This is a genomic window from Curtobacterium sp. MCBA15_016, from assembly GCF_001865105.1.
Taxonomy (GTDB): domain Bacteria; phylum Actinomycetota; class Actinomycetes; order Actinomycetales; family Microbacteriaceae; genus Curtobacterium.
In genome coordinates, this window is sequence record NZ_MJGR01000046.1 from 1,064 (window position 1) to 1,616 (window position 553).

Sequence of the window (553 nt, forward strand, 5' to 3'; positions counted from 1 at the left end):
CGAGGTCGACGGCCTCGTCCAGTGCACCCTCGTGCGCCAGCAGGTCGATGACCCACGCGGCGGGCGCGGGCTTCCGGAGGCCGCCGATCGCCGTCGCGAGCGCACGGTCGTCCTTCCGGACCGCCCGCTGACGCGCGGTCCGCTCGGCGACGAAGTCCGCGGGCGCGACGAGGAGCAGTTCCCTCGCCACGTCCGCGAACCCCATGCGGCCCAGCTTGCCCGCTACCAGTCGTGGACGGTGCCGTCGGCGAGGCGGTTGAAGGGCAGGTACGCCTGCTCGTAGGGGTACTTGCCGGCTTCGTCGACGTCGAGCGAGACCCCGAGGCCCGGCTCGTCGCCGGGGTGCAGGTACCCGTCGGTGAAGGTGAAGGTCTGCCGGAACACCTGGTTCGTCTTCGGGCCGTGCTGCATGTACTCCTGGATGCCGAAGTTGTGGATCGCCAGCCCGAGGTGCATCTGCGCCGCGAGGCCCACCGGCGAGATGTCGGTCGGCCCGTGGAACCCGGACTTGATCTGGTACATCGCGGCGTAGTCCATCGTCTTCTTCAGCGGG

At 70.2% G+C, this 553-nt stretch carries 1 protein-coding gene and 1 pseudogene; both read right to left on the bottom strand.

Going from position 1 to position 553, the window contains the following annotated elements; genetic code table 11:
- A pseudogene (locus BIV03_RS19885) lies at nt 1–205 on the bottom strand (transposase); the annotation flags it as partial.
- A gap of 17 nt (nt 206–222) precedes the next feature.
- On the bottom strand, nt 223–553 hold a 331-nt coding region (locus BIV03_RS16710; protein ID WP_302847777.1), incomplete at its 5' end, for an enolase C-terminal domain-like protein.